The organism is [Roseibacterium] beibuensis (assembly GCF_039542305.1).
Taxonomy (GTDB): Bacteria; Pseudomonadota; Alphaproteobacteria; order Rhodobacterales; family Rhodobacteraceae; genus Roseibacterium; species Roseibacterium beibuensis.
The window spans coordinates 58,249-84,562 of record NZ_BAABHW010000001.1 but is presented as its reverse complement, the minus strand read 5'-3'; the positions used below and the strand labels follow the sequence as shown (position 1 = coordinate 84,562).

Genomic DNA, 26,314 nt, shown 5'->3' with positions numbered 1-26,314 from the left:
ACCGCGAAAGCTCAATAAGAGCGGCCCACGGATTCGCCGTAGGCGGACAGAACGGCCGCCCCTGCGTCACCGGTCTGTTCGAGCCAATCCTCAAGAACCACCGAGGCTGCATCTGCCAAGTGGGCCTGCAATTCAGGAGTGATCTCCTCGACAATGATCACACCCTGACCGCGCAGCGTTTCGTAATTTAGAGACACCCGGTCGGCGAGGGCCTGCCAATTGCGGGCGTCCGTTGCGGCAGCAGCGTCGACAATGGCCTGTTGACCCTCGGGCGGCAGAGCCTCGAAGGCATCCCGGTTCATGTGGACGAAGTTCAGTGGCATCGCATAGTTGATCTCGGTGAAATGCGACAGATGCTCGTGGAAGCTGGCGTTGACTCCACCCTCGGCCGAGGTCAGGACGCCCTCGATGCCACCGGTTGCCAACTGCGGCACCACGTCGGCCCAGCTGAGCTGAATGGGCGAAGCCCCCGCTGCGATCAGCGTGCGTGTACCGTTAACGTCATAGGTGCGCATCGTCAGGCCTGCCAGAGCTTCAACTGTGTCAACGACTTCGTTTGCCCAAAGGCCCGACGATGGCCAGGGAGACGCATAGAGGAGCATCTGGCCGTGCTCTTCAAAGAAAGCCTCGTAGTAAGGCCGGGCCGCTTCGTAAAGCGCGCGGGCTTCTTCGGGGTTGGCCGCGACAAAGGGCAGCGAGCCTACAAGAAAGATGGGGTCTGACCCGGCGAGAACACCGCCGAGCGTATCTGCGATCGGCACGACACCGTCGCCCACCGCATCAAGATTGTCCGCGGACCGGAACCCAAGCGCGCCGCCCAGGTGCAGGGTGATTTCGACCCCTGCGCCGCTGTTGTTGACCTGTTCTGCAAAAAACTGGTCACCTTGGCCGTGGATGGAATTCGGCTCGTATTCGTTGGTCATGTCGAGGGCGGTTTGCGCATGCCCCATGCTGACCGACGCCGCGACTACGGCACCGGCAATGAGAAGCTTATTGAACATAGGGACCTCCTTGTTTGGTCATGGTTTGATTGGTTTGGGTGTGTCCATTCGGGCGCAAAGCAGTTTCCCGCTGCTTGCGCGTGGCCTCTTCATCGACGCAAAGGGCGCCATTGAAACTCGTTATGACAACAAGGTAGTCACGCAGCGCACCCTCGATGGTCACTTTGCCAAGTCGCACGTCGCGCTGCACGTTGAGCGGATCCCGTTCCATCGCATCACCAAAGCCTCCACCCGAGGCCATCACGTGTGAAAACACATCACCCCGTTTCATGCGCACCGGTGAATCCAAAAGAACCGGCAAAACGCGCTCGCCCGTGTCGGAGAGGATGCGATTCATCGAGGGATTGCCCTCGGCGCCGCCCTCCAGGCCGTGTGGTGGGAAGCGACGCTTGTCCGAACGCACATTTAGGTTGGCCGTTTCGCAAAGCACCCGGTAGTCTCTCCGAATGGCCAGCCCGCCCCGCGTTCGACCCGGCCCGCCGCTGTCAGCCACGAACTCATAGCGTTCAATGCGCAATGGGTATGTTTTTTCGATCATTTCAACGGGAACGTTTGACTGGTTCGCACCGATATGTGGCATGCCTTCCTGTCCATCATTGGAGCGGCTTGCACCCCATGTGCCCATGAAGGTTTCGCAGAAGACGAATACCTCCCCGTTCACGGTTCCTGATATCGTCGGCAGCGTTGATCCGCCCGAGCCATCGGCCGTCACCCTGTCAGGTGCTGCTTGCGCCAGCGCACCGAACAGACAGTCGATCATCCGGTAACCAGTAATGCCGCGCGCGCCACAAGGCGCAGGAGCAACGGGCCGCACGACACTTCCCTCTTCAGCGCGCACCTCGATTGCTTCGGTAAAGCCATGGCAGTTGGGAACATCCGCGGACATCAGAGACCGGATGGCGGCATATGCACAGGCCTTGGTGAACGGGAACGTGGAATTGATCCCACCCTCGATCTGCTTGCTGGTGCCGGCCCAGTCCACGATAGCTCTGGTACCCTCGATGGTGACCTTCACCGTCAATGTCACCGGCTCCGGTTTTTCACCGATTCCGTCGATATGATCGACAAAGGCGTAGGTTCCGTCGGGGATATCTGCAATCTCGGCCTGCGCCAGCCGGAGCGCATAGGCGTTCAGGTCTTCCATCGCTTGTTCGAGGATCGCAGCACCATAGCGTTCATAGAGATTGATCAATCCACGTGCGCCGATGGCACAGGCTGCGATCTGGGCTTGCAGGTCGCCAAGCACCATCTTCGGGGTCCGCACGTTGAGGGCGATCATATCCCAGAGCGTCTGGTTGCGCTGGCCCCGATCAATGAGCTTCAAGACCGGGATACGCAGGCCCTCCTGCCAGATTTCCGTCGCCCCTAACGCGTTCGACCCGGCAACGATGCCGCCCACGTCCGAATGGTGTGCAAGGGTTGCGGACCAACCGCGCAGTATGCCCTCGAAGAAGATGGGCTGAACGACATAAATGTCCGGCAGGTGCTGGCCGAGGGCAGCATAGGGGTCGTTCATGATGTAGACGTCATTGGGGTGTATGTCATCCCCGCGAACATCCAACATGTTGCGCAGCGCGTCGTGAAAGGCCCCCAGATGCATCGGTGTGCAGACCCCTTGCGCCAGCGTCCGCCCCTGCGCGTCACAAAGAGCTGTCGAGAAGTCCAGACTGTCGCGCACGATCTGGCTGTAGGCCGTGCGCACGATGGTCAGGGTGATCTCCTCTGCAATCGAGTCGAATGCATATCGCAGCACTTCAAGAAGGAACGGGTCAGTCTTCTGCGTCAGGCTCATGCCTTGGCCTCCAGGTCGACGATGATGTTGCTGTTCTTGTCGATCGAGACACGCGCATCAGGGGGAACCACTGTGGTTCCCTCATATTCCTCGATGATCAGAGGACCCTGCTCTCCATCCGTGGTCAGGGCCTGGCGGCCAACCACACGCGTTTGCATCAGCCCATGATCTGGCCCGAACCACACATCCCGCACGTCTTCCTGCAAGGAACATTGCGGAAGTTGCAGGGTAGTGGCTCTCGTTTGGGTGGTATCCGTTGCAGTCAGCTTGAGCGAAACGACCTCGACGGATTCGTCGTCGCCGAAGGCATGACCGAAGCGTTGGCCATATTCTGAAGCGAACCGTTTCCGCAGCTGCACAAAATCGACTTCCCTGAATCGCTCGGCGCCCAGATCGACGGTAAGCTCGAAGGCTTGGCCCACGCCGCGCATTTCTACCTGAAGATGGTAGGCCGCCTTTTCTCCGTCGATGTCCAGCAACCGGTTGGCTTCGGACCTCAGAGCGTCATAGACCTCGTCCGCTGCTGCTGGGTCGATGCCATCCAGCGGTGCTGCGAAGGCCCTGAGGACGGACACAGACTTATCCGCAAGAAGCAGGCCGACCGCGCTGAACACACCCGCAGCTGGCGGAATTATCACTCTACGGATATCAAGGTTGCGCGCGATTCCGACGCCATGCACGCCACCGTTCCCGCCAAAGGCAACGAGGGCGAACTCTCTTGGGTCCCGTCCGCGATAGGTGGTCACCGCCTTGATCGCGCGCACCATCGTAGCATTCGCCACTTCATGCACGCCGTGCGCCGCGGCGAGCAGATCGAGCTTCAGCGGATCGGCAATCGTTTCCTTCAACGCGGCCTTCGACAGGTGCGCATCGATCGGAACCGTGCCTCCGGCCAGCGACGACTGGTTCAGATACCCGAGAGTCACGTTTGCATCTGTCACGGTCGGTCTATTGCCGCCCGTGTTGTAGCAGGCAGGCCCGGGCACGGCCCCGGCGCTTTCCGGCCCCACCTTGATGGCGCCTGCCCGATCCAGCCAGACATAGGATCCGCCACCGGCGCCGACTTCCGATATGTCGATGACGGGCAGTCGCAATGAGTATCCACCGCCACCGGCAATTGCGCCCGCCGTGCTCATGCTATCGCCAACCTCGTAGTCCTCAGCGTAGATCAGGCCGCCATTCTCGATCATGGAGCCTTTGGCCGTGGTCCCGCCCATGTCGAACGTGATAATGTTGTCGATGCCGAGCGACCGGGCCAGCCAGGCGGCGCCAACAACGCCCGCGGCGGGGCCGCATTCCACTATCTGTGCCGGCTTTTCCTTCACCGCTTCCGCGTCGACCACGCCCCCCGAAGACTGCATCATCGACACGCGCGCTCCGCAGCCTGCTTCAATGAGGTCGGCCTCCATGCCGTCCAGGTAGGATTTCACCGGGGGACCGACGTAGGCATTGACCACGGTTGTCGAGGTCCGCTCGTATTCCCGCATCTGAGGAAGGGTGTCGACAGAAAGAGTGATGAAGGTATCCGGCATTTCCTCCCGTAGAATTTCACCAGCCATCCGTTCATGTATCGGGTTGGCATAGGAGTGCAGAAAGCAGACGGCCACGGCCTCGACGCCTGCGGCTACCATCTCCCGCGCGATTTTCCGCACGCGGTCGGTATCCAGCTGTGTCACGACGCGGCCTGATGCGTCCATGCGTTCGGCTACTTCGAACCGCAAGTCCCTCGGCGACAGTGGAGCTGGCTTGACGTAGAGCGGTTCATAGAGGCGCGGCACCCGTATGCGGCGCAGTTCCAGCACATCGCGGAACCCCTCTGTTGTTAGCAGCGCCGTGCGCGCGCCTTTGCCTTCGAGGATCGCATTTGTTGCAACCGTACAGCCATGCACCATTTCCGAAAGATTTCTGAGGGCAAGAGAAATGCCGTCGGCCAGTATTGAAACCCCGTGGACCACCCCGCGCCCGTAGTTTGGCGGGGTCGAAGGCACCTTGGCAGTCGATAGCGTGCCATCTTCGGCGATAAACGCGACATCAGTGAAGGTTCCACCAATATCGGATCCAAGTCTCCAGCCCATGAGTTCCTCATGCCTTTTGGGTTTTGGCAAGAGCAACAGACCTGCATCACAAAAAAAGCGTAAATATTTTATGCGCCTTGATAGGTAAAGTTTATGAAGCTTGAGGGGCCGCGGCGCTTCATGAACTCCATAGCACCGTCTGCGATGGCTTCGACCAGACGCCTATGGGGACCATCGAGGTAGCAGACACTGAAGTGAAGCGTCTGCGTTTTCAACGGAATTTCAAGGAGTTGTAGCCGTCCTGTCGCAAGATCCTTTTCTACAGCAACAAGCGGAACATATCCGATCCCCAGCCCTTTCCTTGTTAGGATGGAGATGGAGTGTAACGCTGAGATGGGACTCGTCTTGGCTAGGATCCCGACCTCCTTCAGGTTCTGCCTCAGGTGTTGATAAGGAACCGTACACTTTTCAAAAGTGAGGAAATTTTGGTCACGAAGCTCATGAGTTGTTAGTTCTCGACCGTGAAGTCCGAGGGACGGGGCCGCGACAAAACCCATGTCAGCAGTGCAGAAGTCCTTGCATAGGACACGAGGGGCTGAGATCGGACCCAAAAGAAAAGCCAGGTCGACGGCCTGATTCATCAAGTCATCATGAAGAAGGGGAGACGCGCCAACGAACATTTCAACGCTGATCCCGGGTTGCCTTTCCTTGAGCTCCAAAAGGAAATCCGGCAGCCAGCTGGCAACCATGGTGTCAGATGCACCGATACGCACCACGCCACTGAGATCCTTAGAATTTCGGACTTCAAGCATGGCATTTGTCTGAAGCTCCAGCAGCTTTTCGGCGTAGGGTAGGAACCTGCGTCCTTCCGGGGTGAGCGACACGCGGTAACCACTGCGATCGAATAGGCGTGTGTTCAAAGTGGTCTCAAGTGAGGCAATGCGTGCCGAAATCGCGGGCTGGGTCGCGTGAAGACGCTCTGCTGCCGCCTGATAGGTGCCGAGCTGAGCGACAAGGTAGAAACTATGTATTTGATTGAAGTTCACGCTGGATCTCTTTTGATTCTTCGTAATCGGTGCTCTGAACACGCGTTTCCGGGCCAGATCCGGGCACTCTGCGCCCAAGCTGGCACCGACGGAAGCTGGATTTTTCAGACTGTTTCACGATGGCCGGCCGGTGACGCCATTTTGACTATGCATAGCAATCTCGACGACGTCATGTCCGAACATGCTGCGTGGCCTGCCATCGTTTTAGTGCCCACGCTAAAGGTCTGCGAACTGCCGCGCGCCGCGTCTTCAACGCGCCCCACCATAGGTATCGCATTCATTGGACAGGCAACACGCTGGCCCATGCGGCGCTCTCCATCTGCCGAGTAGCTTTCCAATGGGGGAAACTTTCTTGCACATTTTGCATAACAGCCACGAACGTTCAATTTCGGGCGAGCTTTCTGGATCAGGACAAACCGATCCAATGAAGAGAGTCGCCTTTCTGCTGCAGGATAGATGCGCGCTGATGTCGACGGCATTGGCGCTCGAACCTTTGCGTGCGGCGAACCTGTTTTCGGGCACAGAGGCGTTTCGCGTGACGCTGCTGAGCCTGCATGGCCCGCAGGCTGTGGCCTCGGTCGGCGCACACTTCAACACCATGAAATGCAATAAAAAAACCACTCTATGACCTAGTATTTTTCATTGCATGGTACGACCAGGGCAGATCAACGACCCGGCGCTATTCGCGTGCCTGCGGCAGGCGGATCGCAATGGCGTGGCTTCGGGCGGCACATCCGGCGGGGCGGTTTTGCTGGCCAGGACGGGGCTATTGTAGGGACGACGCTACCCATCCATTGGCACCATCACGGCGATTTCGACCGGATGCCGGGCCCGTGGCTGCTGTGTGGGCGTTTGCAGGATGCGGCGGGAGAGACCACTGCTTCAGTCACCTCACAGCGCGATCGTGGGGCCTAGGGTCGCGTGCCATAGCCACCGCCCCCTGGCGTTCGCATCAAAATGACATCTCCAATCTGCACATGGGTCTGGTCGTTGCCTTTGAGGTGTTGGACCCGATCATCTGTCCGGATCACGATGTTCTCTCCGGTCTCGCCCGGCGCGCCGCCTGCCGTGCCATGGGGCGGGACCGAGCGATGCGAGGACAGGATCGTGACCGTCATCTCCTCAAGGAAGCGCAGCTTTCGGGTGATGCCGTCGCCGCCCTGCCAGCGCCCATCCCCGCCTGATCCGCGACGGATGGAAAACTCTTCGACCCGAACGGGGAAGCGGGTTTCCAGAACCTCGGGGTCGGTCAGGCGGGTGTTGGTCATATGGCTGTGCACGGCACTGGTGCCATCGAAGCCGTTCCCGGCACCGGTGCCGCCGCAGATGGTTTCGTAGTTCTGAAGCCGCTCGTTCCCGTAGACGAAGTTGTTCATCGTGCCCTGGCTGCCCGCAATGACCCCGAGCGCACCGTAAAGTGCATCGGCGATGGACTGGCTGACCTCGGTATTGCCGGAAATCACGGCCGCCGGCGGGCGCGGGTTAATCATCGAGCCTTCGGGAACATGGATCTCAAGGGGTTTAAGACAGCCCTCGTTCATCGGGATGTCGGCCCCTACCAGCGTTCGGAAGACGTAGAGCACTACCGCCCGGCAGATCGAAAGCGGGGCGTTGTAGTTCAGCCGGTCCTGCGGCGAGGTGCCGGTGAAATCCACCACCGCGCTGCGGCTGGCGTGATCCACGGTGATGGCTACCTCGATCCGGGCGCCGCTGTCCATTTCATAGCTGAAGCGTCCATCCCTCAGCACGTCGAGTACTCGACGCACGCTTTCCTCGGCGTTGTCCTGCACATGGCCCATGTAGGCCTGCACGACGGGCAGCCCGAACTGGCGCGTGATCTTCTGCAACTCGGCCACCCCGGTCGCATTCGCCGCGACCTGCGCGGCGAGATCGGCCATGTTTTCATCGATATTGCGGCAGGGGTAGCGGCCGGAGGTCAAGAGCGCGCGGGTTTCCGCCTCTCGCAACTGGCCCTGGTCAACCAGCAGAAAATTGTCGATCAGCACGCCTTCCTCCTCAATATGGGTGCTGTCAGGCGGGGCGGATCCGGGCGTCTTGCCGCCGATATCGGCGTGATGCCCCCGCGAAGCGGTGAGGAAGATGATCTGCTCTCCAGCATCGTCGAACACTGGCGTGACGACGGTCACATCCGGCAGATGGGTGCCGCCATTGAACGGATTGTTCATCATTAAGACATCGCCGGGGCGGATCTTGCCCGCGTTCTCGCGCAGGACGGTGCGCACACTCTCGCTCATCGATCCCAGATGCACGGGAACATGCGGGGCGTTTGCCACCAAGTCACCGTTTTCATCGAAGATCGCGCAGGAAAAATCAAAGCGTTCCTTGATGTTCACCGAGTATGCGGTGTTGGCCAGCGTGGCACCCATCTGGTCGGCGATGGACATGAAGAGGTTGTTGAAGACTTCCAGCATCACAGGGTCGACGCTGGTGCCGATCGCCTCCTGTCGCTTCACCGGCACGATGCGGCGCAGGACGAGCGCGCCGCCGGGCTGACCCTCAGCCTGCCAGCCGTTTTCCACGATATTGGTGCCGGTGGGATCCGTCAGGATCGCGGGACCAGGCAGGGTGTCGCCGGGACGCAGGGTGATGCGATCCACCAGAGGAACGTCATGCCACGCCCCGCCTGTAAACATGCGGGCGGTTCCCGGAGGGGGGTCGGAAGGCTCCGGGTTGGGCAGGGTGCCGGATTCACCGGTAGCGCCCACGGCTTCGGCTGTCAGCAGGTCAATGATCAGGTCGTCATAGGCGGGGACGAAGCCGAAGCGTTGCCGGTGCGCCGCGTCGAAGCCTGCGCGCATGGCCGCAGCGCCGCCGAAGGCCACCGGCAGGGCCTGATGCGAACCAGGTGTGCGGATATGGGCGGTTTCGATCAGCGTAATGCAATCCGGCGCGATGCCCTGACCGGCGACCTCGTTCCGTGCCTCGGCGCCGATCCGGTCCAATGCGGCACGCGCCGCGCCGGTGTCAGCAAGTGACCGGGCGAACTGATGTTCGCGGATCGCCCGGATATCAGCGAGCCCCATGCCGAAAGCCGAAAGGACCCCTGCAAACGGGTGGATGTAGATTCTGGTGATCCCCAGCACATCGGCCACCTGGCAGGCATGCTGCCCGCCCGCACCGCCGAAGCAATTCATGGTGTAGCCGGTCACATCATAGCCGCGCTGCACGCTGATCTTCTTGATGGCGTTGGCCATGTTCTCGACCGCTATGCGCAGGAAGCCCTCAGCCAAATCTTCGGGGCTGCGGGGGGCTTCGCCCGTCTCGCGGGCAATCCGCGCGGCCATTTCCATGAACTTCACGCGCGCCGCGGCGGGGTCGAGTGGCGCATTCCCCTCCGGCCCGAAGACATGGGGGAAATGATCGGCTTGTATCTTGCCCAGAACCACGTTGCAGTCCGTCACTGCCAGCGGCCCGCCGCGCCGGTAAGAGGCCGGTCCGGGATTGGCGCCCGCACTTTCGGGACCCACCTGCAAGCGGCCCTGCGCGTAGGACAGGATTGAACCGCCGCCCGCGGCCACGGTGTGAATACTCATCATCGGCGCGCGCATGCGTACGCCCGCGACTTCGGTCTCGAAAGATCGCTCGTAGGTCCCGGCATAGTGGCAGACATCCGTGGACGTCCCGCCCATGTCGAAACCGATCAACTTGTCGAAACCTGCCGCACCCGCGCTTTGCACCATGCCGACCACACCGCCAGCAGGACCGGAAAGGATCGCATCCTTGCCCTGGAAGAGCCGCGCATCGGTCAGACCGCCGTTCGACTGCATGAACATGAGCGAGCGGCACCCGCCACGATCGGTGCCGAGCGCGTCGCTGACCTGCCGAACATAGCGGCGCAGGATGGGAGAAAGGTAAGCATCGACCACGGTCGTATCCCCGCGCGAGACGAGCTTGATCAAAGGGCTGACTTCATGGGACAGCGAGACCTGAGAAAAGCCGATCGCGCGCGCGATGGTGCCGATGCGGGCCTCGTGATCAGGGAAGCGATAGGCGTGCATCAGCGCCACTGCGACCGAGCGGTAGCCTTCTGCGAACGCATCCTCCAGCGCTGCGCGCACGCCGTCTTCATCCAGCGGGACGATCACAGCGCCGTCGGCCGACAGGCGTTCACCCACCTCGACGGCCTCGGCATAGAGCAATTCCGGCAGCACGATATTCAGATCGAACAGGCGCGGTCGGTTCTGGTAGCCGATGCGCAAGAGGTCCTTCATCCCTTGGGTGATCAAGAGAAGCGTGCGTTCTCCCTTCCGTTCCAGCAGTGCGTTGGTGGCCACGGTCGTGCCCATCTTGACAGCTTCGATCGCGCTTTCGGGGATCGGCTCGTCCGTCTCCAACCCCATCAGGTCGCGGATGCCCTGAACCGCCGCATCTTGGTAGCGTTCCGGGTTCTCGGACAGCAGCTTGTGCGTGACCAGCCCACCCCCGGGCCTACGGGCGACGATATCGGTAAAGGTGCCGCCACGGTCCACCCAGAATTGCCACATCAGACGTGCCTCCGTTTGGGGCCAAATCTTTTTTCGCCCGCTGAATATCCTTTTCAAACCATGAGCTGACTCCGATCCGCTGCTGATCATCATCCCCGCCTTTGAACCGATCGGCATCTGGCGTCTCATTTGCATGTCGAAGGAATGATCTCGCTTTTGTCACCGCCTTCACATGACCGGGATCCTCTCAGGCCTCGGAAACATCGAAGGCAACCTTGATAAAGTCCAATTCATTATTCTTTGAAAGCTTAATAGAATTTGTTTATTTTTTGCGGACGCCTTGTTGCATAAATCAGGTTTTGAACGGTGCTCCCCTTGCTGGCATAGTCCGAGAGCGCGGCCGTGACCGCCTGCCATCCGGTGACGGCAGTCTCGGTTGCCGGCTCTGCCGCAGCGGCGGCCGCTCCGGCCGCAGCACCTACACCCGTGACGGCGCGCCGGCATCGCCGAGCGCCGCCCGCAGCGGCTCGGCAGCACCCGTGGCCTCGACCAGCGCATCGGCACTGGCCTCGTCGGTCCCGCGCACCGCATTGCGCAGCGCTTGCCAGCTTTCCAGCGGCGCGCGGCCCCCCTCAGCCAGATCGCGCGCCACGCCCCGATAGTGGTTGGCAGACTCGAGCGCGCGGTTCGCCGCCTCGGTCAGACCGAGATCGGGCACGGTGAGCGGGTTGTCCTCAAAGGCCCGGTCGAAGGCCGCCTGCGCGGCGGTAGTGGCGGCCGTCGCGGCCCCCTCAAACCGGTTCTCGATCTGGCCAAGCTCAAGATCAGGGATAATCGAGATGCGTCGCTCGGAGCCAAGTGCTTCAAGCCCCTGATTGATGCCGCCGATGAAGCCGTTGATGCGTGAGACCGCGCCGTTCAGCATCGCCTCGACGCCGTCGACGAGGCTGTTGGCCGCCTGGAACGCCAGATCGCCGATGGCGGCGGGCAGCAGACCCCAGATCGCCTTGATCGCCTCAAAGGCGCCTTCGAACGTGTTCGCCGCAGCATTCCCGAAACCGACCACGCTCTCGATGGCGCTCTGCATGCCCGACGCGGCGTCCGCCTTCAGGTCGAAGAACATCGCCGTGGCGGCAGCGGCGGCGGCGGCCACGGCAGCGGCAGCCGCGACCCGCACCCGCCGCGAGAAAGCCGCGAGCCGGGCGTTCGCCGCTTCCATCTCGCGGCTCAGCCGTCCGAAGCCGCGCGACCCGGCCTCACCGACACCTTCCAGTTCGGCGCGCACCTGTCGCCCGCCCACGGCCGCGAGGCGGACGCTGACCCTCTTCTCAGCCATGGGAGTGATCCATCTGTTCGTTGAGCTTGGTGACCATCACCGCTTCGATGACGGGCAGCAGTTCGGCCATGGCGAGCGGTGGCACGCCGAGGGCGGTACAGAGCGCCAGCGCCGCTGACATGTCCCAGCCGACCACCGCGCCGGGCAGCACGCGCAGCTGACCGCCGAGTCGGCCGACAAGGTCCCAGACCTGCCAACCCTCAAGGGTGAGCGGCCGGTTCAGCCGCGCCGAGCAGTCCGGGCAGGCTTGCGCACAGGCTTTGCAGTAGCGCTCGCCCCCGCCGAAGGACCATTCGGCGAGAGCGCGGAGACGTTTTTTTCCTGCTCCAAGAGCAGGCCCTTCGAGACGTAGGTCAGCTGGAAGGCCTCGAAGATCGGCCAGATGTCGAGCAGCGCGTCGATGGCCTCGGGGCTCGGGTCGATGGCGTTGCCGTCCGCGTCGCCCACGCCTTCCCAGACAAGCACCGCGCGGCGCGCCAGCGCCTTGGCGAAGGCGACGGCGCGTTCCTCGTCCGATGCGCCTTCGGACACCGCCTCGACGGCGGGATCGCTGCGCGTCGCCACCATCAGCGCGGTGGTCAGCGGGCGAAGTTGCGCCCGGACACCGGGGGCGAGGTCGTGCCAGCGCGGCGCGTTCGTCAGGTCGAGCGTCAGCATCAATAGGTCTCCACAGCGTTCACGAGGGTGGCGGTGCACATCCGGCCGACGACGCTGTCGCGGGCGGCCTGCCAGTCGAAGGTGGCCTGGACGCCCTGCGGCCCGGAAATCTCGATGCGCGGGCGCGGCAGGTAGACGGCGTGCGCGGTGAACGTGAAGCTCTCGCCGGACGGCAGGACGTAGACGAATTCCATCTCGCAGGCCTCGCCGTTGATCGCCTGCGTCACCAGCGTCTGGTCGGCGAAGCGCACCTCGATCCGGCCGGTGAGCCCCGCGATGGATGGGTCGGCACCGTCGATGCGCCCATCCGAGCGGATGGTCTCGATCCGGTCGAGATTGTTGGCATAGGTGATGTCGGCCGAGACCACGTTGCCGAGCGCCGTCCCACCGCGGGTGGGCGGCCGCGATCTCGCCTGCGATGGGCGTGCCTGCGAAGACGAGGTCGTGGCGGTTGACGATGCCGGGGCAGCGAACCACGGCGGCGGCCGGCGCATCACCACCGGACGCATCCGCCTTGCACCAGAGCACGGCGACGGCGGTCTCGGTGCCGACGACGGCCGCCGGATCGTGCGCGGCGTACTTGCCCGAGGCGGTGATTTTGCCCTGCACGGCGCCGGGCTCCAGCGTGCCCGGGGCGACGGTGATCGTCTCGCGGGTGACGTAGCGGAAGGCTTGCCAGACGAGGAATGCCGGAGGCACGATGTATCGAAGCACCCGACGAGATGGATACGATGGAACCCTCTGCTCAAGTCGCCACTTTGAACACCTAGTGCAATTCTGGACGGAGATGGGGTGGGTCGAAGTTTATCCCGGCTTCCGCCACTACGGTGAATTCGACGGAGGTGTGACCGTGGAAATTGCCAAGGCCCGTCGATTGAGGGCCACGCAGTCGTTTCTGGGGCTAGCTGAGGAGCATCAAATATATCCGGATACGCCTATTCAGCATTTCCGAAAGGACCATGCCGTCACCTCTCCGGTAGAGGTCAAGACCAGCAGCATCCGCAATGCCAGAGGGAAGAAGGTTTCGAAGAAAATGAAGCCGCCTCAAAGTCCGAAGCTGCGAATGGCTATGGAACAGGTCCGAGAAATCAACGCCTTCATGGAGCAGCATAGCTTCTCATTGGAGCAGGTCCCCCAGTTCAAACGCGTCTTCAACAAGGGAGACGAGCCAAGTTTTGACTACGACTTGGGGGGGCGTCTCTACTGCATTGCTGCCGGCACTGGATAGTCGGATGGCAGACCTCGCACGACGCTGTAGAACAGTGCGTCCGATGAAGTGTCCCATCTTGCATCTGCTCAGGTATAGAACGTCTTTGCGTGAACCCAACAAGCAGAGCGGAAAGCTGACAGTAACCTCGCATCAGCAAATCATCAGCATGCGACCAAAGCAGCCGAGCACCTTGTCTAGGTCACACGACAAAATTGCGCTAGTTTCTTGACAGTCCCAAACCGAAATCAGCGAGATCGACAAAAAGGAGCACCAAGCAACGATTGCCAATCACAACATTTCATGCCTACCTCAAGGCCAATCCACATCGAAGCGAAAGTTTGAAATCTGTAAATGTCCAACTCGAAACGTAGCGAAAATTTCATTGCGTCCCACTCATTAGCTCTCCTTCGTAAATTCACTAAGCCACGCCGCAACGAAATTCGTGGTGCTATTTCACATATTCGCCAAAAAGGGATAACTACTCGCTCCGAAGACATCATAAGGTGTAACACCTGTGTTGCTGATATGGCCGTCGCAGCGAGCCTACTCGAAGGTCCTTATGGCCTTAAAGGGCGCACTGTAACAGGTTTGTCGCAGAAAGATGTCTGGTTAGGTTACGAAACGCAAGATCGTGATTTCGAACTGGAACTGGCCTACCTATGTGGTTTTCTAAACTCTTGGCCGGAAGAAACAGCCAAAGCCATAGGAACCATTGAAATAATCTCAGGAATTTGGAACGCCGATCATCTTGATGCCGCTGGCGCGCTACTAGCGTGCGCAAACGAATGGGGCGCTTCAAACTATCTTGCCTTCAAGATAGCTTACCTAAAACATGTGTCGACAGGAGATGACAAAACGCTTTCAGTTCTGAATAAAATTGACTCAATTGTCGAGCACCGAGAAAGCCCGCAATTACAATTTAGCGCAATGGAGCATATGAAGGAAAGCCTCTCCATTTTCTCGATAGCTCGAAGACACACCAACACACTCCGCCAAATGTATGCCGGGAACTTTCGGAGAAGCCTTAGCTTAAGCAACCTTGTCTCAACACCCTTTTCCAACGCTGACGGAGCTGCGTTCATACATAGAGCAGTAGAATCGAGCTTATTTGATGGCGTACATGTACTTTGGATCCTATGGGGTCTACAAGATCGCTTTCCAAGTCTGGAAAGGATTGCAAAAAGAATTCTCAATGACGACATTTTAAGGCAGCTTGAGCTGGCCAGAACTCGATTGGGAGCATCGACAATCCCTGACCTGAAGAACAAGCTCCGATCAATTGACGAGCAAGATCGCTCTCTGGAATACTACAAGAAAAGTTCTGCATTTTTGGAGTTTCCAGCGCTGGCGCGATTCCGAAACGATATAGATCGAGTAATAGGCTATCGGTTTGTGATTGCTTTACTTCCAAACGGCACGGATTGGCCAACGAATCCTTATTGCAACCTGAACAATCTAATGCAACCCAATTCAACTTTTGACTTGGCTTTGCACAATCACGAAACTATCCAGATAGACACCTTCTACCGAACATACCTCTTTCTCCGCTATATCCAAGACAAAGGTCAACTTGCACTTCTTAATGAATACGAGGTAAAGTATCTTTTCAATAACACCGTCGGCCTCGACTCACTTTTGACCGAGGCCGAGCTTCAGACAATGCATATGAACGCCTCTGAAGAAACTAGGGCGTTGGTCTCTGTTCTGGCGCTGGCTCTGTTCAGAGGCCGTTCTTCAGATCCAGATGTAGATTTCGAATATCGCCTCAAACTCGAAGACTATATAATTGACGAATTTGACGGGAAAATCCCCGATTTCATTGAAGATCTCACATTAGAGAATCCACAGATTGCCAGCTACCTGTCATCATCGCTTGATGAGTCAACACTGCAAAAAATGTATCGTCTCATAAACTCTGCTCAGCAAGCAGGTGAAGTAAGGAAGCAAATTTTAACGTCTGTCGGCTTGGCATTAAATAGAATCGATTACATAATTGAAGCGGAGGCAATTGAAACTAGAGCGAAAGTCTCAGGGTTGCGCAAATATTTTGACGGAAGCCGAATGTTCGTAGACTCTGTTGCAATGAGTGATTGGCTCGCTGCAAACCCTTCTGCATACACCCAACATTATAAAGAACTTCTTCCACAGCTGGTGACACGGCTCACTGCCATTGCTGATTACAAAGACACTCGAACAGGCGAGACTCACAGAATCCCCGTTGTGGAAGTTTCAAATACAATCGACCACATTGTAAAACAAATTGTTCAGGAGGCATTCCGAGAATTTTGCACCAACGCTGAGTTCGGCATCGAATCATACCTTGGAAGGCGGATTCGGCATAATACACTGCACGGAGTTATGCTTGATCCGGTAGATGCGGTGATTGCGAAGCCCTTGTTTCACCCTTTACTTACCCAAACGAGATTTGGGGAGGCAATTTCCGATTGGAAATCCTCATATCGCATTTATATCGACCGAATGAGAAAGGAATTCCTCCAGTTCAAGCGTGACGGAAAACCATCAGCATTGTTTGACCCGGAATTGGACTTCCGCGAATCGGCTACAAAAAGAAGCATCGAAAACCTGACGCAGATCTTAAAAATATCCGGACCGGAGATGCTGCCAGACCTCGTTATCGCATTTTGCTGGGAGCAGATCTCTCCACAGTTGGACAACGCTTCGCGAGAAATCAGGATAAAGATGTCTGGGGATGTAAAACAGTCATTAGAGGCTTTAGCTGGAAAGTTCACAGCACCGGAACAGCAGCGCGTTCTACTAGAACTAAACGAAGCCATCGACACAGTATTCTCGCGAGTGGCTAGCTGGTTTCGGCGACCGGATACCGGCTTTGTGGCTGCTTCTCTACACGATATTTGTCGAATTATCGATATGGAGATTGGGCGGGCAGAATCTCCATCAATCGTAACCGGAAATCGGCTGGAAACCAAATATTATGGAATTAGTGTTCATCGAATTTATGATTGCCTAGCGGTTGTCCTGCAAAATGCGGTCCGTCATGGAACCTTTCATGAGGACATCAAAATAGCCGCAATATCCAATCCAATAGAAGGAACGAACCTACACCATCTAAAAATTTCTGTTATCTCAAAAATTGACACCGAAGAAGTTGAAAGTTCAATCGAACGAATTCAAGCAGCGTTAGACGCCGCCGAGACCGGCAGGGATATGGTAACCGAGGGTTACTCTGGTTTGAAAAAGTTGAAGTATTTGACTAAACTCAACTTGGGTGAAAGCAGTGTAGACTTCGCATCTGTTGGCGATGAGGTGGAAATTAGTTTTTCGTTAAAGGTTGAGATCTCGTCTGAGGAGGCCAGTTGTGGTGAAAGTTCTTCTGATTGAGGATGAGCCACACAAGAGAGATGAGCTCTCTGGCCATCTGATGCGCTACTTTGGCAGTCGCCTTGAACTTGAGATTGCCGATAGCGTAAAATCGGCCATCGACCGGGTAGCACTTAATGATTACGGACTCATCGTTCTTGATATGGCTCTTCCTACGTTTTCTATTGGAGAAGCTTCGAGCGATGGCGGTCTTGATCAAGCCCTCGGTGGCGTTGAGATCTTGCGCTCCTTGCGCGCCCATAATAAATCGCAGCGTATAATAATCGTTACTCAATACCCAGATATACTCTTGAGTGGTCGAAGGGTTAAGATTGCGAAAGCTCAGCTTGCACTCGAGAAAAAGTACAGGCAGAAAATAATCGGGGCGGTGCTCTACAAGTATAGATCACCAACGAATCGATCCAAGATTGAAACACTTCTGAGGCGGGTACATTGAAGATCCTTATTACCGAAGATGATGCAGAAAAGCTTGCGCAGCTCGTCGAGTTTCTTGATGAAGAAGGAGTATCCAAAAGCGAGCTTCTGATTGCAGACAATCTTGTCGATTTTGGGCAGATGCTCAGCAGCGAAATTGACATTTGTATTATTGATATCAGGATTCCTGCTTTCTCGGGCGGCACTCCAGATGTTAATGGTTTAGGGATTTTGCAGCGTCTTGCCAGCCACTCTAGTGGTCAAATTAAGTCGCTTGCTATTAGCTCGTATCCTGAAGAATTTGAGAATATTAGGGGTAAGTTTGAGAGCCAAGGCTGTATTCTAGCTAATTACCACGAGCCTGACACTTGGAAAGGGGCATTGAGAGTATTATTGCTTCAATGCGCTGCTAGAGAGCGATTTGACTTTCTCATTTTCACGGCACTTAGCGAGGAGCGTGCACCATTCTCCACGTTGGGAGATGGAGAGGTTGTTCCATCAACGAGAGGAGGAGTGACCCGTTTTGATATAGTTATTAAAGGAAGACGTGGCGCGATTATTGAGCTTCCCAGAATGGGCCTAGTTGATGCTGCAATTACAGCCGGAAAATGCATCCAACTTTACTCGCCAAAGATTGTAGCAATGTCTGGAATCTGCGGAGGGTTTTCTAATAATGCAGCGCTGGGCCAGCTTCTTATTGCCAATCCGGTCTATGAGTATCAAAGTGGAAAATGGTCCGATGACGGATTCAAAGCGGAGCCTTATCAAGTTCCCTTGCCTGAGAAATTGAGAGCGTTGATTTGGGGCAGCATAGAATCGAACAATATGTTAGCGGATCTCGAAGCTGGATGGTGTGGAGATAGGCCGCAGAAGTTTTCGAAGCCATGCATTGCTCCGTTTACGAGCGGCTCGGCAGTAATTGCAAGTGAGTCCTATATCAATAGCGTTTCCCAGTTTCATCGAAAAGTTGCTGGTTTGGACATGGAAACCTATGCCATTTACCGCGCGGCATATCTTGCTGGGGATAACATAGCCGTCTTCTCTGCCAAGGTAGTTGTTGACTTAGCTGATGGCGAAAAAAATGATACTTTGCATAAGTATGGATCTCACATTTCGGCGAAATTTGTGACGAAAATTATTGAAAATTTTTTTTCCGAACCAGGTGCTTGATTCTATAAATAACTTAGCTCTTTTTGTTGTCATGATATGGAATAAGTGTAATGCGCTTTTTTCATTAGATAGCCTGTGCAATCTTTCACGCATGCGACAGCGAACAATAGTCTTCTGACGAACCAGCTTTTGCCAACTGTTCCAATATATTTTCACGTGTAGAATCTCTTGCGCTCACAGTTGTCTGAAGCTGCGTGCCTCTCGAGCGCCCCCAAATGACCGTTGCGTCTTCTCTTGCGGCCTGTTGCGATAGCAACCCTGCAAAGACCGTTCTCTGACTACGTTAGGCCTTCGAGTTGATGGAACCATAAACCTGCGACCGTCCCTCCGACGACCTTGGCGCTCAACGTAGCCAGCCGAATACCCAGACTGACCTAAAGCCACTCAGTGATCTCCAGCAATTCTTCACGAGTTCGAGAGGGACTCTGGAGGGACACAACAATAACAAGTGTTTTTAACCCCCCATTTTTTGAAGTCGACTTTGTTGGCCCCCTACCCCCTTCCCAAAACGCACAAACGTTGCCGTGCCATGGCCGCACCGGAAATCTTTCGGGTTTCGCTCAAGCCGTGCAAGTCGCATGTCCTCGGTGCTTTGGCCATAACCTAACACGGCTCAGCACTGATATATGTCACTAGACCAAGGTCCCGTGTCAGCCCGTCAGTTGTGGCGGGATTGCTGCCTAGTGGATGGGTATCTGCATTTTGGCAGATGCCCATCCGCAACTCTTAGACATCATTGGCAGACAAGGAGGGCATCACCATGCTCATCGGATACGCTCGCACCTCCACACTGGAGCAGAAGGCGGGCCTAGAGGCTCAGATTGAGTCACTGAAAGCCATCGGCTGCGAGAAGGTCTACACAGAGCAGACAAGCTCCGTGGCCGTCAGAGAGGCTCTCAAGGCCTCTATGGAGTTCTCCAGAGAGGGAGACACCATCGTCGTCACCAAGCTGGATCGTCTGGCCCGCTCCGTGCGGCACCTAGGAGAAATCCTAGAATAGCTGGAGGCGAAGAAGGTTGGCCTCAGGGTCCTCGACTTGGGGCTGGATACATCCACTGCAACAGGGAAGCTGATGCTCAATGTGCTTGGCTCTGTGGCTCAGTTCGAAAGGGAAATGATGCTCGAACGGCAACGTGAAGGCATCGCCAAGGCGAAGGCTGAGGGACGCTACAAGGGCAGGAAACCAACGGCTCGGATGAAGGCTCAGGAAGCGCAAGCACTCTTGGCCGAGGGCATCACCAAGAGAGCCGTTGCCCAGCGCCTCGGCATCTCAGAACGCTCAGTCTATCGCATAGCAGCCCATCGCTCCTGCCAACATGAGGCAAGCGGCAACGCTATCGCAGGGTGAAGGGGGAAATCGAATGCTTCGGACCATCATCGCAGTCTACAAGGCTTCGTTCCTCGCCAGCTGCGCCATTGCGCTAGTGGGTATCCTGTTCTCGGGCCTTGTTGGCTTGATCGTAGGAGCAACACCTGAAGAACGTTGGTTCGGCCTCAGCTTCATGCTCGGAGGAACGCTCGTCGTGATCGTGTTGGCTGGGAGCCTCGCCCTGCAACTCGAAAACAACGCGTTGTTGAGGCAGATCGCCAGCAACACCTCAAGCACCCAACGACCACAGGAGCGGTCAGGTGGGTCAGCTGAGAAACGCCAAGCACCACCACTCACGTCATCAAGGACGCATGAAGCCCTAACAGAATGACGACACTGAACGCCGGGATGAGCCTTGCTTGTCCCGGCATTTTTTCCTCACATTGCAACACATATGGGCGGAATCGAAGGTCACCACACAACATCTTGTTGGATCAAGCAGACCCCAAAAGAACCTTCGAATGTAGATTCCTTGATGATGAAGCAACCACAGTTGGCTTGATCGAACTGCGTGGAAAAGAGGTGTGGTAAACAGGTGTGGTAAAATTCCACGCCATCTGGCAACCATATGATAATTATTGATTTTTTCGCCAAAAGGTTGACTGGCGGAGACGAAGGGATTCGAACCCTCGAGACGGTTTCCCGCCTACTCCCTTAGCAGGGGAGCGCCTTCGACCACTCGGCCACGTCTCCGCCGACCCGTTTAGTGGGCATGGCCGGGAGGGGCAAGGGGGAAAGGGCCACCTTGGGCGCCCTATTCCTTACGCGTTGAACAGGAAATGCAGGACGTCGCCGTCCTTGACCTCGTAGCCCTTGCCTTCGACCCGCATCTTGCCGGCATCCTTGGCGGCCTGTTCGCCGCCCAGGCTGACGAAATCGTCGTAGGCGATGGTTTCGGCCCGGATGAAGCCGCGCTCGAAATCGCCGTGGATGACGCCAGCGGCCTGCGGGGCGCGGGTGCCGCGGCGGATGGTCCAGGCGCGGGCCTCTTTCGGGCCGACGGTGAAATAGGTCTCGAGCCCCAAAAGGTCGTAGCCCGCGCGGATCAGCCGGTCGAGGCCCGCCTCGTGCAGGCCCAGTTCCTCAAGGAACATCTGCGCCTCGTCGGCATCGAGCTGGCTGATCTCTTCCTCGATCTTGGCCGAGATCACGACCTGCCCGGCCCCCTGTTCGGCGGCCATCTGCGCCACCTTGTCCGACAGCGCATTCCCGGTCGCGGCCTCGCCCTCGTCGACATTGCAGACGTAGAGCACGGGCTTGCTGGTCAAAAGCTGCAGCCCCTTCCACGCCTTGGCGTCATCCTCGGACACCTCGACCATGCGGGCGGGCTTGCCCTCTTCCAGCATGGCCTTGGCCTCTTTCATCAGACGCTCCTGCTGGACGGCTTCCTTGTCGCCGCCACGCACCTTGCGCACGATATTCTGCAAGCGCTTCTCGATCGACTCCAGATCGGCCAGCATCAGTTCCGTTTCGATCGTGTCGGCATCCTCGACCGGGTCGACGCGGCCTTCGACATGGGTGACGTCATCATCCTCGAAACAGCGCAGCACATGGGCGATGGCATCGACCTCGCGGATATTGGCGAGGAACTGATTGCCGAGGCCTTCGCCCTTTGACGCGCCCTTCACCAGGCCAGCGATATCCACGAAGGTCATGCGCGCCGGGATGATCTGCTTGGAGCCGGCGATGCCGGCCAGCGTGTCCAGCCGCGCATCGGGCACGGCGACCTCGCCCACGTTCGGCTCGATCGTGCAGAAGGGAAAATTGGCGGCCTGCGCGGCGGCCGTTTTGGTCAGCGCGTTGAAGAGGGTGGACTTGCCCACATTCGGCAGCCCCACGATCCCGACCTTGAACCCCATGTTTCGCCCTCGTGCCTTGGAAATTCGCCGCCTTCTACGGTGCGCACGCGCAAGGGGCAACCGAATGTGCTAGGGTGGCGCCCTCAACCGGAGGCTCAGCATGCACATCACACCCTATCTCTTCTTCGACGGCACCTGTGAAGCGGCCCTGACCTTCTATGCCAAGTTGCTCGGGGCGCCCGCGCCGGAGATCCTGCGTTTCGCCGACATGCCCGAAGCCGACCGTGCACAGATGGCAGGCATGGCGGACGATGCGGTGATGAACGCCACGCTGCGCCACGGCGGCATTGAAATCCTGGCCTCGGACAGCGCCCCCGGCGACGAGGCCGGAATGGCCGGCGCGTCCCTGCATCTGGCGCTGGACAGCGTGGCCGAAGCGCACCGGGTCTTCGCCGGGCTGGCCGAGGGCGGCGAGGTCGGCATGCCGATGAGCGAAACCTTCTGGACGCCCGCCTTCGGAACGGTGCGCGACCGGTTCGGCATCCGTTGGATGGTGTCCGTCGAAGACGGCGTCGCGGCCTGATCCCTCGCGCCCCATTGATTTCCCCGCCCCTTTGGCCCAAACCCTGCGGCGGAGATTTTGACGGGGGAGCCCATGACACGCATCGACGACACCTTCGCACGCCTGCGGGCCGAGGGGAAAAAGGCCTTCGTCGCCTATGTCATGGCGGGCGACCCCGATTACGAGACCTCGCTCGAGGTGGTGCGCGGCCTGCCCGGCGCGGGCGTCGACATCATCGAGTTGGGCATGCCCTTTACCGACCCGATGGCCGATGGCCCGACGATCCAGCTGGCCGGCCAGCGTGCGCTGGAAGGCGGGCAGACGCTGGAAAAGACCCTCCAGATCGCGCGCGAGCTGCGCAAGGAGGACGACACCACCCCGATCGTGATGATGGGCTATTACAACCCGATCTATTCGCGTGGCGTGGACCGGTTCCTTTCCGATGCGAAAGAGGCCGGGATCGACGGGTTGATCGTGGTGGACCTGCCACCCGAGGAAGACGAGGAATTGTGCATCCCGGCGCAGAAGGCGGGGCTCAACTTCATCCGACTGGCCACGCCCACGACCGATGACAAGCGTCTGCCGAAGGTGCTCCAGAACACCAGCGGGTTCGTCTACTACGTGTCGATCACCGGCATCACCGGCGCGGCCGAGGCGCAGACCGGTGACGTCGCCCCCGAGGTGGCCCGGATCAAGGCGCAAACCGACCTTCCCGTCATCGTGGGCTTCGGCATCAAGACCCCGCACGCCGCCGAGGCCATTGCAGGCGTCGCCGATGGCTGCGTCGTCGGCTCGGCCATCGTGGGCGAAATCGCGGCGGGCCGTACACCCGTGGACGTGCTGGCCTTCGTCAAGGGATTGGCCGACGGCGCCCATCGTGCCTGAGCGCGCGGATCGCGGTGGCGGAACGCCACAATGGACAGGGTGAGAGACAGGCGGTAAGAAAAACATACCAATTTCTGCGGACAGGGGGAGGCTGCCATGCCCGTCATCACCGAAATCGAAGACCTGCGCCGCATCTACCGCCGCCGCGTGCCCAAGATGTTCTACGACTACGCGGAATCGGGCAGCTGGACGGAACAGACCTTCCGCGAAAACTCATCCGATTTCGACGAAATCCGCCTGCGTCAGCGCATCGCCGTGGACATGGCGGGCCGCACGACCGCCTCGCAACTGGTGGGGCAGGACGTGGCGATGCCGGTCGCCCTGGCCCCGGTGGGCCTGTTGGGCATGCAATCGGCCGATGGAGAAATCAAGGCCGCCCGCGCCGCCGAGAAATTCGGCGTGCCGTTCACGCTCTCGACCATGTCGATCTGCTCGATAGAGGATGTGGCCAGCCACACCTCGAAACCGTTCTGGTTCCAGGTCTACACGCTCAAGGACGACGACTTCATGAAGCGTCTGTTCGACCGCGCGAAAGAGGCGAAGTGCTCGGCGCTGGTCATTACCGTGGACTTGCAGATCATGGGCCAGCGTCACAAGGACCTGAAAAACGGCCTCTCCGCTCCGCCGAAACTGACTCCCGCCTCCCTCGCCAACCTCGCCACCAAGGTGCCTTGGGGGCTGGAGATGCTACAAACCAAGCGGCGGTTCTTCGGCAATATCGTCGGCCACGCAAAGGGCGTGAAAGATCCCACGTCGCTCGGCTCATGGACGGCCGAGGCCTTCGACCCCTCGCTTGACTGGGCGCGGATCAAACAGTTCCGCGATTGGTGGGACGGCCCCGTGATCCTCAAGGGCATCCTCGACGAGGAGGACGCGAAACAGGCAATCAACGTGGGTGCCGATGCCATCGTCGTGTCGAACCACGGCGGGCGGCAACTGGACGGCGCGCTCAGCTCGATCCGCATGCTGCCGCGCATCATGGATGCGGTGGGCGACAAGATCGAGGTGCATCTCGACAGCGGCATCCGCTCGGGCCAGGACATCCTCAAGGCGCTCGCGCTTGGGGCCACGGGCACGATGGTGGGCCGCGCCTTTGTCTATGGCCTCGGGGCCATGGGACAGGAGGGCGTGAAGAAATCGCTCGAAGTGCTGCACAAGGAACTCGACACGACCATGGCACTCTGCGGCGAACGGGACGTGAAGAACCTGGGGCGTCACAACCTGCTGTTGCCCGAGGATTTCGAAACGCGCTGGCGCTGAGGTCTCAGACCACCCGTTCGGCGGCGCGCATCCGCGGCAACAGCAGCAACGGCACGACCAGCAGCATCGCCGCCCCCGTCGCAAAGGCGATGCGAAGGCCGACGGCCTCGGACAAAAAGCCCATCAGGGGCGGCCCGATGAAAAAGCCGAAATAGCCGATCATCGCGGCGCGCGACACGGCCAGCGTGCGCCGTTCGGGCTCCGCATGGACGCCGGTCAACGCCAGCGCCAGCGGCGCCACCACCGACACGCCCAGCCCCAGCAACCCGAAGCCGAGATAGGCGAGGATCGGCACAGGGGCCGAGGCCGCGATGATCAGCCCCGCCGCCGCGATCAGCGCCGCGAAGCGCAGAACGGTCATCTCGGACCCGCGAAACGTGACCATCTGGCCCAGCAGGCGGCCGATGCCCATGGTCAGGCCCAGCATGGCCGGGCCAAGCGCGCCCTCGGCCGCACCGCCGCCCAGCGTGCGTTCGACATGCAGCGCGGACCACCCTTCGGTCGCGTTCTCGACGAAAAAAGCGATCAGCACGACGCACCCCGCGATCCAGGCATATCGTCCCACATGCCCCCGGCTGGCTTGCGGCGCGTCCCCCTCGGCCTGCGAGGACATGCGGGGCCAGGTGAACGACGCAAGCGCCAGCGTCACCGCCGCGATCAGCACGAACCACAGGGCGGGCGAAAGCGCCGCCTCGCGCGCGATCCCGGTCAGGGCGGCACTGGCCGCGTAGGCAAAGGAATAGCAGGCGTGGTTGAGGTTCATCAGCGCCGTATTGTGCCGCGCCTCCAACCGCGCCACCCGCGCATTGGCAAGGATATCGGCCATGCCGGTGGTCATCCCCACCGCGACCATCACAATGCTGAAAAGCGCCACGCTCGCCGCCCATCCCAAAGGCGCCGCCGCCGCCGCCATGGCCACGACCGACAGCGTCAGGGCCGCACGCGGCAGCCGCGCCTCGACCCGCGGTGAGATCGCCATGGCGATCAAGGCCCCGCCGGAAGACGCCAGCAGGATCATCCCGAACAGCGCGTCCCCTGCCCCGATCCGCGCCTTGAGATCCGGGATGTAAGCCGCCGTGCCGCCCCAGAAGACGCCGATGGCGGCCAGGGCGGCGATGGGCGCGCGCGACAGGATCGCCGCGGTCAGGAGGTCGGAAAGGCGTTGCATATCCCGCCGCTATCCCGCCCGCGCCGGGTGGGCAAGCCCCACCAACCGCCGTGATACCCCCGACGGCTCTTTTTCCTCTGGTCAAATGGGGGATTCGCGGCTAATTGAGCGCCTTCATCGGGGCCGACACCCTTGGAGGCGGCCCCTCTAACCTATGGAGATATAGCTATGGCTGGTGAGATTCCTGATCTTATCGCCGAGGCACGGACGGGGACAGGCAAGGGGGCCGCTCGTCAAGCTCGCCGTGAAGGCAAGGTGCCCGGTATCGTGTACGGCGGCGGTGTTGACCCGCTTCCCATTCAGATCCCCTTCAACGCGTTGCTGAAGCGCCTCAAGGATGGCCGCTTCCTCTCGACCCTCTTCAACCTGAAGGTCGAAGGCCAGGACGACGTGCGCGTGATCTGCCGCAATGTCCAGCGCGACGTGGTCAAGGACCTGCCGACGCATGTGGACTTTATGCGCCTGCGCCGCACCTCGAAGGTCAACCTCTTCATCCCCGTCGAAGTGACCGGCGAGGAACAGGCCCCCGGCCTGAAGAAGGGTGGCGTTCTGACGATGGTCCGCCCCGAAGTCGAACTGATCGTGACCGCGGGCGATATTCCCGATCACATCACGATCGACGTCTCGGGCCGTCAGATCGGCGATGTCATCCACATCTCGGACGTGACCCTGCCCGAGGGCGCGAAGCCGACGATCGACCGTGACTTCGTGATCGCCAACATCACCGCCCCGTCCGGCCTTGTCAGCGCCGAGAACGAAGCGGACGACGAGGCAGCGGGCGACGCCGCGGAAGCCGCCGAAGAGGCGTGATCCGGACGCGCTGCG

21 protein-coding genes, 1 tRNA gene and 2 pseudogenes are annotated in these 26,314 nt (G+C 59.1%); 11 read left to right on the top strand and 13 right to left on the bottom strand.

The window, feature by feature from the left end:
- Window positions 1-11: 11 nt before the first annotated feature.
- From ABD923_RS00405 to ABD923_RS00390, 4 genes are all read right to left on the bottom strand, one after another.
- Window positions 12-1,001 carry a TRAP transporter substrate-binding protein gene (locus tag ABD923_RS00405; protein ID WP_259547310.1) on the bottom strand — a complete coding sequence of 330 codons (990 nt, stop codon included), beginning with the start codon at window positions 999-1,001 and terminating at the stop codon, window positions 12-14.
- Entirely contained in the window at window positions 991-2,793 is a 1,803-nt protein-coding gene (locus ABD923_RS00400) for a hydantoinase B/oxoprolinase family protein (RefSeq protein ID WP_259547311.1), read from the bottom strand. Before ABD923_RS00400 ends, ABD923_RS00405 begins: the two co-directional genes overlap by 11 nt.
- The gene (locus ABD923_RS00395; protein ID WP_259547312.1) at window positions 2,790-4,868 is read right to left on the bottom strand and encodes a hydantoinase/oxoprolinase family protein; all 2,079 of its coding nucleotides are present in this window, start codon (window positions 4,866-4,868) and stop codon (window positions 2,790-2,792) included. Before ABD923_RS00395 ends, ABD923_RS00400 begins: the two co-directional genes overlap by 4 nt.
- A 68-nt stretch (window positions 4,869-4,936) precedes the next feature.
- On the bottom strand, window positions 4,937-5,854 hold the full coding sequence (locus tag ABD923_RS00390) for a LysR family transcriptional regulator (RefSeq protein ID WP_259547313.1): 918 nt from the start codon (window positions 5,852-5,854) through the stop codon (window positions 4,937-4,939).
- A 424-nt stretch (window positions 5,855-6,278) separates the two neighbouring features.
- On the opposite strand from ABD923_RS00390, the gene ABD923_RS00385 reads away from it, so the two are divergent.
- Complete coding sequence (locus tag ABD923_RS00385) at window positions 6,279-6,482, top strand: type 1 glutamine amidotransferase family protein (protein ID WP_259547314.1); 204 nt, start codon at window positions 6,279-6,281, stop codon at window positions 6,480-6,482.
- Between the two features lie 283 nt (window positions 6,483-6,765).
- Here the strand turns inward: ABD923_RS00385 and ABD923_RS00380 are convergent, their stop codons facing one another.
- The 6 genes and pseudogenes from ABD923_RS00380 to ABD923_RS00355 form a co-directional block, all read right to left on the bottom strand.
- A complete protein-coding gene (locus tag ABD923_RS00380) occupies window positions 6,766-10,359 on the bottom strand; it encodes a hydantoinase B/oxoprolinase family protein (protein ID WP_259547459.1) in 3,594 nt (1,197 codons plus the stop codon).
- 418 nt (window positions 10,360-10,777) lie between these two features.
- Entirely contained in the window at window positions 10,778-11,635 is an 858-nt protein-coding gene (locus ABD923_RS00375) for a hypothetical protein (protein WP_345229373.1), read from the bottom strand.
- Window positions 11,628-11,786 (bottom strand): DUF7697 family protein, encoded by a 159-nt coding sequence (locus tag ABD923_RS00370; RefSeq protein WP_259547317.1) that lies wholly within the window; start codon window positions 11,784-11,786, stop codon window positions 11,628-11,630. Before ABD923_RS00370 ends, ABD923_RS00375 begins: the two co-directional genes overlap by 8 nt.
- Window positions 11,787-11,854: 68 nt before the next feature.
- Complete coding sequence (locus ABD923_RS00365; RefSeq protein ID WP_259547460.1) at window positions 11,855-12,292, bottom strand: hypothetical protein; 438 nt, start codon at window positions 12,290-12,292, stop codon at window positions 11,855-11,857.
- Entirely contained in the window at window positions 12,292-12,786 is a 495-nt protein-coding gene (locus ABD923_RS00360) for a phage tail tube protein (RefSeq protein ID WP_425584017.1), read from the bottom strand. The genes ABD923_RS00365 and ABD923_RS00360 overlap by 1 nt, the downstream gene beginning before the upstream one ends.
- Window positions 12,728-12,991: pseudogene (locus tag ABD923_RS00355) on the bottom strand (head decoration protein); the annotation flags it as partial. The pseudogene ABD923_RS00355 and the gene ABD923_RS00360, both read right to left, overlap by 59 nt.
- Window positions 12,992-13,079: 88 nt before the next feature.
- Here ABD923_RS00355 and ABD923_RS00350 point away from each other — a divergent pair.
- The 6 genes and pseudogenes from ABD923_RS00350 (at window position 13,080) to ABD923_RS00325 (ending at window position 20,146) form a co-directional block, all read left to right on the top strand.
- Window positions 13,080-13,520 (top strand): hypothetical protein, encoded by a 441-nt coding sequence (locus ABD923_RS00350; RefSeq protein WP_345229371.1) that lies wholly within the window; start codon window positions 13,080-13,082, stop codon window positions 13,518-13,520.
- 333 nt (window positions 13,521-13,853) lie between these two features.
- Window positions 13,854-16,862 (top strand): hypothetical protein, encoded by a 3,009-nt coding sequence (locus ABD923_RS00345; RefSeq protein ID WP_259547320.1) that lies wholly within the window; start codon window positions 13,854-13,856, stop codon window positions 16,860-16,862.
- Window positions 16,843-17,298 carry a response regulator gene (locus tag ABD923_RS00340; RefSeq protein ID WP_259547321.1) on the top strand — a complete coding sequence of 152 codons (456 nt, stop codon included), beginning with the start codon at window positions 16,843-16,845 and terminating at the stop codon, window positions 17,296-17,298. Before ABD923_RS00345 ends, ABD923_RS00340 begins: the two co-directional genes overlap by 20 nt.
- Window positions 17,295-18,446: a 5'-methylthioadenosine/S-adenosylhomocysteine nucleosidase family protein gene (locus ABD923_RS00335; RefSeq protein ID WP_259547322.1), complete on the top strand. Its 1,152-nt coding sequence runs from the start codon at window positions 17,295-17,297 to the stop codon at window positions 18,444-18,446. Before ABD923_RS00340 ends, ABD923_RS00335 begins: the two co-directional genes overlap by 4 nt.
- Before the next feature lie 760 nt (window positions 18,447-19,206).
- Window positions 19,207-19,794 (top strand): annotated as a pseudogene (locus ABD923_RS00330) (recombinase family protein).
- 13 nt (window positions 19,795-19,807) lie between these two features.
- Complete coding sequence (locus ABD923_RS00325; RefSeq protein WP_259547323.1) at window positions 19,808-20,146, top strand: hypothetical protein; 339 nt, start codon at window positions 19,808-19,810, stop codon at window positions 20,144-20,146.
- A gap of 272 nt (window positions 20,147-20,418) precedes the next feature.
- Here ABD923_RS00325 and ABD923_RS00320 read toward each other — a convergent pair.
- A tRNA-Ser gene (locus tag ABD923_RS00320) sits at window positions 20,419-20,508 on the bottom strand.
- A gap of 68 nt (window positions 20,509-20,576) precedes the next feature.
- Window positions 20,577-21,674, bottom strand: a complete 1,098-nt coding sequence (ychF, locus tag ABD923_RS00315) for a redox-regulated ATPase YchF (protein WP_259547324.1) — start codon at window positions 21,672-21,674, stop codon at window positions 20,577-20,579.
- A gap of 100 nt (window positions 21,675-21,774) precedes the next feature.
- Between ychF and ABD923_RS00310 the strand changes: the two genes are divergently transcribed.
- From ABD923_RS00310 to ABD923_RS00300, 3 genes are all read left to right on the top strand, one after another.
- Window positions 21,775-22,197: a VOC family protein gene (locus tag ABD923_RS00310; RefSeq protein WP_259547325.1), complete on the top strand. Its 423-nt coding sequence runs from the start codon at window positions 21,775-21,777 to the stop codon at window positions 22,195-22,197.
- Between the two features lie 72 nt (window positions 22,198-22,269).
- A complete protein-coding gene (gene trpA / locus ABD923_RS00305) occupies window positions 22,270-23,061 on the top strand; it encodes a tryptophan synthase subunit alpha (protein ID WP_259547326.1) in 792 nt (263 codons plus the stop codon).
- A 96-nt stretch (window positions 23,062-23,157) separates the two neighbouring features.
- Window positions 23,158-24,321 carry an alpha-hydroxy acid oxidase gene (locus ABD923_RS00300; RefSeq protein ID WP_259547328.1) on the top strand — a complete coding sequence of 388 codons (1,164 nt, stop codon included), beginning with the start codon at window positions 23,158-23,160 and terminating at the stop codon, window positions 24,319-24,321.
- Window positions 24,322-24,325: 4 nt separating this feature from the next.
- On the opposite strand, the gene ABD923_RS00295 is transcribed toward ABD923_RS00300, so the two are convergent.
- Complete coding sequence (locus tag ABD923_RS00295; RefSeq protein WP_259547330.1) at window positions 24,326-25,489, bottom strand: MFS transporter; 1,164 nt, start codon at window positions 25,487-25,489, stop codon at window positions 24,326-24,328.
- Between the two features lie 168 nt (window positions 25,490-25,657).
- On the opposite strand from ABD923_RS00295, the gene ABD923_RS00290 reads away from it, so the two are divergent.
- The gene (locus tag ABD923_RS00290; RefSeq protein WP_259547332.1) at window positions 25,658-26,299 is read left to right on the top strand and encodes a 50S ribosomal protein L25/general stress protein Ctc; all 642 of its coding nucleotides are present in this window, start codon (window positions 25,658-25,660) and stop codon (window positions 26,297-26,299) included.
- The last annotated feature ends 15 nt before the right edge of the window (window positions 26,300-26,314 follow it).

What these genes read in the sequence shown, in the direction of transcription:
- ABD923_RS00405 (WP_259547310.1), bottom strand. Translation starts at nt 1,001, where the DNA reads ATGTTCAATAAGCTTCTCATTGCCGGTGCCGTAGTCGCGGCGTCGGTC.
- ABD923_RS00400 (WP_259547311.1), bottom strand. Translation starts at nt 2,793, where the DNA reads ATGAGCCTGACGCAGAAGACTGACCCGTTCCTTCTTGAAGTGCTGCGA.
- ABD923_RS00395 (WP_259547312.1), bottom strand. Translation starts at nt 4,868, where the DNA reads ATGGGCTGGAGACTTGGATCCGATATTGGTGGAACCTTCACTGATGTC.
- ABD923_RS00385 (WP_259547314.1), top strand. Translation starts at nt 6,279, where the DNA reads ATGAAGAGAGTCGCCTTTCTGCTGCAGGATAGATGCGCGCTGATGTCG.
- ABD923_RS00380 (WP_259547459.1), bottom strand. Translation starts at nt 10,359, where the DNA reads ATGTGGCAATTCTGGGTGGACCGTGGCGGCACCTTTACCGATATCGTC.
- ABD923_RS00375 (WP_345229373.1), bottom strand. Translation starts at nt 11,635, where the DNA reads ATGGCTGAGAAGAGGGTCAGCGTCCGCCTCGCGGCCGTGGGCGGGCGA.
- ABD923_RS00365 (WP_259547460.1), bottom strand. Translation starts at nt 12,292, where the DNA reads ATGCTGACGCTCGACCTGACGAACGCGCCGCGCTGGCACGACCTCGCC.
- ABD923_RS00360 (WP_425584017.1), bottom strand. Translation starts at nt 12,786, where the DNA reads ATGCGCCGGCCGCCGCCGTGGTTCGCTGCCCCGGCATCGTCAACCGCC.
- ABD923_RS00350 (WP_345229371.1), top strand. Translation starts at nt 13,080, where the DNA reads ATGGGGTGGGTCGAAGTTTATCCCGGCTTCCGCCACTACGGTGAATTC.
- ABD923_RS00345 (WP_259547320.1), top strand. Translation starts at nt 13,854, where the DNA reads ATGTCCAACTCGAAACGTAGCGAAAATTTCATTGCGTCCCACTCATTA.
- ABD923_RS00325 (WP_259547323.1), top strand. Translation starts at nt 19,808, where the DNA reads ATGCTTCGGACCATCATCGCAGTCTACAAGGCTTCGTTCCTCGCCAGC.
- ychF (WP_259547324.1), bottom strand. Translation starts at nt 21,674, where the DNA reads ATGGGGTTCAAGGTCGGGATCGTGGGGCTGCCGAATGTGGGCAAGTCC.
- ABD923_RS00310 (WP_259547325.1), top strand. Translation starts at nt 21,775, where the DNA reads ATGCACATCACACCCTATCTCTTCTTCGACGGCACCTGTGAAGCGGCC.
- trpA (WP_259547326.1), top strand. Translation starts at nt 22,270, where the DNA reads ATGACACGCATCGACGACACCTTCGCACGCCTGCGGGCCGAGGGGAAA.
- ABD923_RS00300 (WP_259547328.1), top strand. Translation starts at nt 23,158, where the DNA reads ATGCCCGTCATCACCGAAATCGAAGACCTGCGCCGCATCTACCGCCGC.
- ABD923_RS00295 (WP_259547330.1), bottom strand. Translation starts at nt 25,489, where the DNA reads ATGCAACGCCTTTCCGACCTCCTGACCGCGGCGATCCTGTCGCGCGCG.
- ABD923_RS00290 (WP_259547332.1), top strand. Translation starts at nt 25,658, where the DNA reads ATGGCTGGTGAGATTCCTGATCTTATCGCCGAGGCACGGACGGGGACA.